Origin of the sequence: Streptomyces graminilatus (assembly GCF_001418565.1) — a bacterium.
GTDB classification, from domain to species: domain Bacteria; phylum Actinomycetota; class Actinomycetes; order Streptomycetales; family Streptomycetaceae; genus Streptomyces; species Streptomyces graminilatus.
Map to the genome: position 1 here is coordinate 1 of NZ_LIQQ01000681.1, position 6,424 is coordinate 6,424.

Genomic DNA, 6,424 nt, shown 5'->3' on the forward strand with positions numbered 1-6,424 from the left:
CCGAAGCCCCGCCGCCGACGACGACCACGCCCGCCGCGCGCGCCCTCGTCGCGTGAGCCGCCTTCGCCGAACGAGCCGCTCGGGGCACCGTCACCACGGCGCCCCCCGCCTCCCGGAGAACCGGCGCCACGACGTCGGCCGCCACCCGACAGCCCCTCGCCGCCCCGGAATCCGACGTCTCCGTCTCCGTCACCCTCGTACGCCCCGTCGCCCTGACGGGCCCCGCGGCCACCCCCGTATGGCCCGGTGTCCCCGTGGACGCTGTCACCGTCCCCGCCAAAGCCCCCGCCGCCCCGGTCCTCCGAAGCATTGGGGTAGGCGTACTCGGCCCAGTCGGTTCGTCGTGTCACGGGCTAGCTCTTGACCGCCGTGGCCCTGGCCTTGGTGGTCTTGGCCGCCGGAGCGGGCACCGTCTTCGCGGCCTCGTCCGAGGCGACCGTGACCGCCGCGTCCGCGCCCGGCTCGGCGGTGGTCTTCTCCGCCTTCACGCCGACCCCGAGCTTCTCCAGGATCTTCTTCTCGATCTCGTTCGCGAGGTCGGGGTTGTCCTTCAGGAAGTTGCGCGCGTTCTCCTTGCCCTGGCCGAGCTGGTCGCCCTCGTACGTGTACCAGGCGCCGGCCTTGCGGACGAAGCCGTTCTCCACGCCCATGTCGATCAGACCGCCCTCGCGGCTGATGCCCTGCCCGTAGAGGATGTCGAACTCGGCCTGCTTGAACGGCGGCGCGACCTTGTTCTTGACGACCTTGACGCGGGTGCGGTTGCCGACCGCGTCGGTGCCGTCCTTCAGCGTCTCGATGCGACGGATGTCGAGCCGCACCGAGGCGTAGAACTTGAGCGCCCGGCCACCGGTCGTGGTCTCCGGCGAGCCGAACATCACGCCGATCTTCTCGCGGAGCTGGTTAATGAAGATCGCGGTGGTCTGGGACTGGCTCAGCGCACCGGTGATCTTGCGGAGCGCCTGGCTCATCAGACGGGCCTGCAGACCCACGTGCGAGTCACCCATCTCGCCCTCGATCTCCGCGCGCGGGACGAGTGCGGCGACGGAGTCGATGACGATGAGGTCGAGGGCACCGGAGCGGACCAGCATGTCCACGATCTCCAGGGCCTGCTCGCCGTTGTCCGGCTGGGACAGGATCAGGTTGTCGATGTCGACGCCGAGCTTCTTCGCGTACTCGGGGTCGAGGGCGTGCTCCGCGTCCACGAAGGCGACCTGGCCGCCGGCCCGCTGGGCGTTCGCCACCGCGTGCAGGGTCAGGGTCGTCTTGCCGGAGGACTCCGGGCCGTACACCTCCACCACTCGGCCGCGCGGCAGGCCGCCGACTCCGAGGGCGACGTCGAGCGCGGTCGACCCGGTGGGGATGACCTCGATGGGCTCGTTCGGCCGCTCGCCCAGGCGCATCACCGCGCCCTTGCCGAACTGCCGTTCAATCTGTGCGAGTGCGGCGTCCAACGCCTTCTCGCGGTCGGTTCCTGCCATGGGTTCCACCCGATTTGCTTGAGTCGATCGCTTCACGTCAAAGACGCTAACGCCTGCCACTGACAATGCGCCCCGACGCCCGTCCAGCCTGTGGATAACTCGGGCCCATCTGCATGAAAACCCTGACAAAATCCCCGTCGAGGGCCTCACCGGGAACCTCAATCAGAATGGATGTTCGATTTTCATGTCAAGCGTGACACACCGCACCTCTGAGACCTGAGTCCACCGCACGACGTCCGCAGCCGACGCCACGGCCCGAACGCCACTCACACGGGCGGGGAGTCCTCCCCCGACGGCGTCCCCGGCCCCTGGTCCTTCCCCGTCTCCGAACCCGCCTCCGGACCCGCCTCTGGAACCGTCTCCGGACCCGCCTCCGGACCGGGTGCCTCGGCGGAGCCCGCCGGGGCGTCCCCGGTATCGGCGGCACCCCGGCGCCCCTCCAGCAGACTCCGCAACCGCGCGAGGACGCCCGCACCCCGTCCGCGGTGCCCGTGGACACGAGGGTCGTCCGTGACGTCGTACCGCTTCACGTACGCGCCCAGGAACGCCTGGAGTGTGGCGATCGCCGGGATCGCGATCAGCGCGCCGACGGCGCCGAGGAGCGCTGTGCCCGCGATGACCGAACCGAAGGCGACCGCGGGGTGGATGTCGACGGTCTTCGCGGTCAGCTTGGGCTGCAGCATGTAGTTCTCGAACTGCTGGTAGACCACGACGAAGAGCAGCACCCACAGCGCGTACCAGGGATCGACGGTGAAGGCGATCAGCATCGGCAGCGCGCCCGCGAGATACGTGCCGATGGTCGGGATGAACTGCGACACCAGCCCCACCCAGACGGCGAGCACGGGCGCGTACGGCACGTTCAGGAACTCCAGCAGGATGTAGTGGGCGACCCCGGAGACGAGTGCCATCAAGCCGCGCGAGTACAGATAGCCGCCGGTCTTGTCGACGGCGATCTCCCACGCGCGCAGCACCTCGGCCTGCCGGGCGGGCGGCAGTACGGAGCACAGCGCGCGGCGCAGTCTCGGTCCGTCGGCGGCGAAGTAGAACGCGAACAGGGTGATCATCAGCATCTGGAAGAGACCGCCCAGCACCTGGGCGGAGACGTCCAGGACCCCGGTGGCGCTGTTGCGCACATAGCTGCGCAGCCAGTCGGAGCGGAGCAGCCCCTCCTGGACGTCCACCCGCTTCAGGTCGGTGTGGAAGTGCGCGTTGATCCAGCTGATGACGGAGTCGAGATAGTCCGGGAAGTCCTCGACGATCTTGATGATCTGGCCCGCGAGCATGGAGCCGAGCAGGGTGACGAACCCGGCGATCCCGATGAGCAGGCCGATGAACACCAGGAAGGTGGCCAGTCCCCGGCGCATGCCGCGCGACGCCATGCGGCTCACCGCGGGTTCGATCGCGAGCGCCGCGAAGAACGAGATGAGGATATTGATCAACAGGCCGGTGAGCTGATGGAAGGCCCAACTGCCCAACTGGAACAGGCCGACGAGGGCGAGCGCCAGCACCATGGCGCGCGGCAGCCAGCGGGGCATGCGCGCACCCTGCCCGGCCGGGGGCGCGGGCGGCGTCGTGCCGAACGGGGGCGCCTGCTGTCCGAGCTGTCCGGTCTCGTCTGTGGATGCCACGGTGCAAGTCTCGCCCACGCCACCGACATTCAGTCGCCGCCCGGTGATCCAGGCGGCCGACCGATGCCGTTTCAGTACGATTTCACCGGTTCTCCGCGGGAACGTTCATGGCCGCGCACACCACACGCCACACGTCCTTCGCCTCCCAGCCGGCGGCCAGGGCCTCGTGCACGGTCCGTTCGCCGAGTTCCGTCATCACATGATCGCGCGCGAACGTGTCGGCGTACCCCGAACCGAAGTGTTCCGCCATCCGCTGCCAGAAGACCGTCAACCGCATGACTTCAGTATCCCGCCCCTGAGGGTGGGCCGACGCCGGGACGGCTCACCGGGACCGCTCCGCGCCCTACGGTCTGACGCATGGCCGAAACAGGAGCAGCCCCACTCCCCCAGACGCCCTCCGCGCGTTCCCCGCTCTTCCGCGCCGAGCGCTTCGTGTGGCTCACCGCGCGCGTGCTGGAGCAGCGCCGCTTCGAGTACCACTTCCTGAACGGAGGCGCCGACCCGGTCGAGACCGCGCTGGACGCCTACCGCAACGAGGACGGCGGATACGGCCACGCGCTGGAGCCCGATCTGCGCGGTCCCGTCAGCCAGCCCCTGCACACCGGGCACGCACTGCGCGTCCTGGACGCCATCGGGCGCTGCGGCGGACAGCGGATCGAACGCGTGTGCCGCTATCTGACCTCGGTCTCCGCACCGGACGGCGCGCTGCCGGCGATCCACCCCAGTCAGCGCGGCTATCCGGCGGCGCCCTTCATGCCGATCACCGACGACCCGCCGAGTGAGCTCCTCGCCACGGGCCCGGTCGTGGGCCTGCTGCACCGCAACGAGGTGTGGCACGCCTGGCTGTTCCGGGCCACGGACTTCTGCTGGCAGGCGGTCGACTCCCTGGAGAAGTCCCATCCGTACGAGGTGGAGGCCGCGGTGGCCTTCCTGGACTCGGTCCCGGACCGCTCACGCGCGCAGGCGGCGGCCGACCGGCTGGGCCGCCTGGTACGCGAGCACCGGCTCGTGGCACTCGACCCGGAGCGCCTCGACTCCTCCCCGGTGGCGCCCGGCTACGCCCCGGGCGAGCACCACTTCCCGTACGACTACGCGAGGACACCGGGCTCTCTCGCACGCGCGTGGTTCACGGACGAGGAGATGACGCGTTCCCTGGACTTCCTCGTGAGTGAGCAGTGCGAGGACGGTGGCTGGCCCATCCGCCAGCGCGCGTGGGCACCGGGCACCGCCCTGGAGGCACGCCCCATGGTGACGATCGAGGCACTGCGCACCCTGAAGGCCTACGGCCGCCCCATCGGCTGACACCAGGAGCAAGCGCACTGCCGACCCTCAGCCGGTCACGGCCCGAACCCCTGCCGTCACCACCACGGCCACCGCGACGACGACCAGGAAGGGAGCGCGCAGCACCAGCGCCACGGCGGCAGCGGCGAGCCCCGCGGCCTTCGCGTCCAGGACGAGCACACGTCCGTCGGCGAAGGCCTGCTGGGCCGTGAGGGCGGCGAGGAGGGCCACGGGGAGCAGGGCGGCCAGCCGCCTGACCACCGGACGTTCCAGGACACCGGCGGGCACGAGGAGCCCGATGAGCTTGACGACGTAACAGCCGAGGGCGGTCGCGCCGATCGCGATCCAGACGTTCACCGGTCCACACCCTTCTCGTCCCTCGCCCCACGGCGGCCCTGTGCCCAGAGGACCGCGGGCGCCGCGAGCGCGGCGACCAGAACCGGCACACCGGCCGGCAGTACGGGCAGCAGACCGAGCCCCAGCACCACGGCGAGACCGGCGACAGAGCGCTCCACGCCGGACTTCAGCATCGGCGCGAGCAGCGCCAGGAAGACGGCGGGCCCGGCAGCGTCCAGACCCCACGCTCCGGTGTCCCCGATGGCCTCGGCCCCGATCCCGCCGAGCAGCGTCGTGAGGTTCCACAGCACGTACAGGGCGAGCCCGGTGACGGCGAACCCGATACGGGCGGCGCGCCGCGTCGGCTGTGCGAGGGCGACCGCCGTGGTTTCGTCGATGACCCATTGGGCAGCGAACGGACGCACCGCGCGCGGGAGGGCCAGCAATTGCGACAGACGCAGCCCGTAGAAGGCGTTGCGCACCCCCAGGAAGAAGGCACCCGCCGCCGCGGTGAGCGGATTGCCGCCGGCCGCGAGCGCGCCCACGAGCGCGAACTGGGAGGCCCCGGTGAACACCAGGAGGCTGAGCGCGCAGGTCTGCGGAACCGTGAGCCCACTGCCGACCGACGTCACCCCGAAGGCGAACCCGGACAATCCAACGGCGACCCCGACTCCAAGGGCGTCCCGCACAACGGCGGCGTCCGGCTTGCCCCCACCATCAGCACCTACGTCTGCATGAGCTGTCTGTTCTGCCACCCGTCGAACGGTAGAAGCAGGTGCCCCGCCGGGTCTTGTACGTTCTTGCGCTCGCGCTGATACGCCCCTGGGGGCACGCCCACGATCCGGGTGAAGTGCCGGTTGAGGTGAGGCTGATCCGTGAAGCCGACGGCGACAGCCGCGTCGGCGGGCGCGGTACCCGCGTCCAGCAGCCGCCGAGCCCGACGTACCCGGGCGTCCGTCAGCCAGGCGTGCGGCGGCAACCCGTACGTGTCACGGAACGCCCGCAGCAGCGCGAAGGGACTGGTGCCCAGGTCTTTGGCGAGTCTTTCCAGGGTCGGCGGCCCGGCCATCGTCTCCTCCAGCACAGCACGCGCGCGTGCCGCGATCCGCCCACCCGCCGTGGGCACCGACCGTTCCTGAAGGGCCCCGCCGTTGAGCCGGAGCAGCCGGGTCACCACGACCCGCAGCAGCGTGTCGGCGGCCAGCGCATTGCCTTCCTCGGCAGCACGCAGCACCTCATGAACAAGAGTGACCGAGTACGCGTCATCAAACACGGGAGCGACAAATCCAGGCGTCCCCCGAATCACCGTGGTCTCCGCGGCGATCTCGGCCACCACATCGGGCGCCGGATAGACAGCCCCGTACCGCCACCCCTCGGGAACCCCCGCACGCCCCGTATGCGGCGTATCGGGATTGACCAGCGCCAGCCCGCCCGACCCCGCGTACTGATCGTCCCCCCGGTGCTGAAAGACCTCCACCCCATCCGTGATGGCCGCGATGACGAAGTTCTCGTGGGTATGCCGAACAAACGTCTTCCGGATGTACCGAGCACGCAGAAGATCGACACCGGGCAGTCCCGCATACCGCCAGTGCCGAGCCCGCTCCCCCGAACCTCCCATACCCCCATACTCCGCGAAACGCCTGCCCCCGCAGAACCACACCACCACGCACCCGCCGTACGCAGCCGCAGCCGCAGCCGCAG

7 protein-coding genes are annotated in these 6,424 nt (G+C 70.3%); 1 reads left to right on the forward strand and 6 read right to left on the reverse strand.

Annotated elements, in window-relative coordinates:
- Window positions 1-353: 353 nt before the first annotated feature.
- From recA to AOK08_RS39800, 3 genes are all read right to left on the reverse strand, one after another.
- A complete protein-coding gene (gene recA, locus AOK08_RS39790) occupies window positions 354-1,478 on the reverse strand; it encodes a recombinase RecA (protein WP_055535165.1) in 1,125 nt (374 codons plus the stop codon).
- Window positions 1,479-1,744: 266 nt separating this feature from the next.
- The gene (locus tag AOK08_RS39795) at window positions 1,745-3,106 is read right to left on the reverse strand and encodes an AI-2E family transporter (RefSeq protein ID WP_198539540.1); all 1,362 of its coding nucleotides are present in this window, start codon (window positions 3,104-3,106) and stop codon (window positions 1,745-1,747) included.
- A gap of 82 nt (window positions 3,107-3,188) precedes the next feature.
- On the reverse strand, window positions 3,189-3,383 hold the full coding sequence (locus tag AOK08_RS39800; protein WP_055535167.1) for a DUF3046 domain-containing protein: 195 nt from the start codon (window positions 3,381-3,383) through the stop codon (window positions 3,189-3,191).
- A gap of 80 nt (window positions 3,384-3,463) precedes the next feature.
- Between AOK08_RS39800 and AOK08_RS39805 the strand changes: the two genes are divergently transcribed.
- On the forward strand, window positions 3,464-4,408 hold the full coding sequence (locus tag AOK08_RS39805; RefSeq protein WP_055535169.1) for a hypothetical protein: 945 nt from the start codon (window positions 3,464-3,466) through the stop codon (window positions 4,406-4,408).
- Between the two features lie 27 nt (window positions 4,409-4,435).
- Here AOK08_RS39805 and AOK08_RS39810 read toward each other — a convergent pair whose 3' ends face one another.
- The 3 genes from AOK08_RS39810 to AOK08_RS39820 are packed head-to-tail and all read right to left on the reverse strand — an operon-like array spanning window position 4,436 to window position 6,341.
- Window positions 4,436-4,744 (reverse strand): AzlD domain-containing protein, encoded by a 309-nt coding sequence (locus tag AOK08_RS39810; protein ID WP_055535171.1) that lies wholly within the window; start codon window positions 4,742-4,744, stop codon window positions 4,436-4,438.
- A complete protein-coding gene (locus tag AOK08_RS39815; RefSeq protein WP_055535174.1) occupies window positions 4,741-5,478 on the reverse strand; it encodes an AzlC family ABC transporter permease in 738 nt (245 codons plus the stop codon). Before AOK08_RS39815 ends, AOK08_RS39810 begins: the two co-directional genes overlap by 4 nt.
- On the reverse strand, window positions 5,448-6,341 hold the full coding sequence (locus tag AOK08_RS39820; RefSeq protein WP_055535176.1) for an AraC family transcriptional regulator: 894 nt from the start codon (window positions 6,339-6,341) through the stop codon (window positions 5,448-5,450). The genes AOK08_RS39815 and AOK08_RS39820 overlap by 31 nt, the downstream gene beginning before the upstream one ends.
- Window positions 6,342-6,424 lie beyond the last annotated feature (83 nt).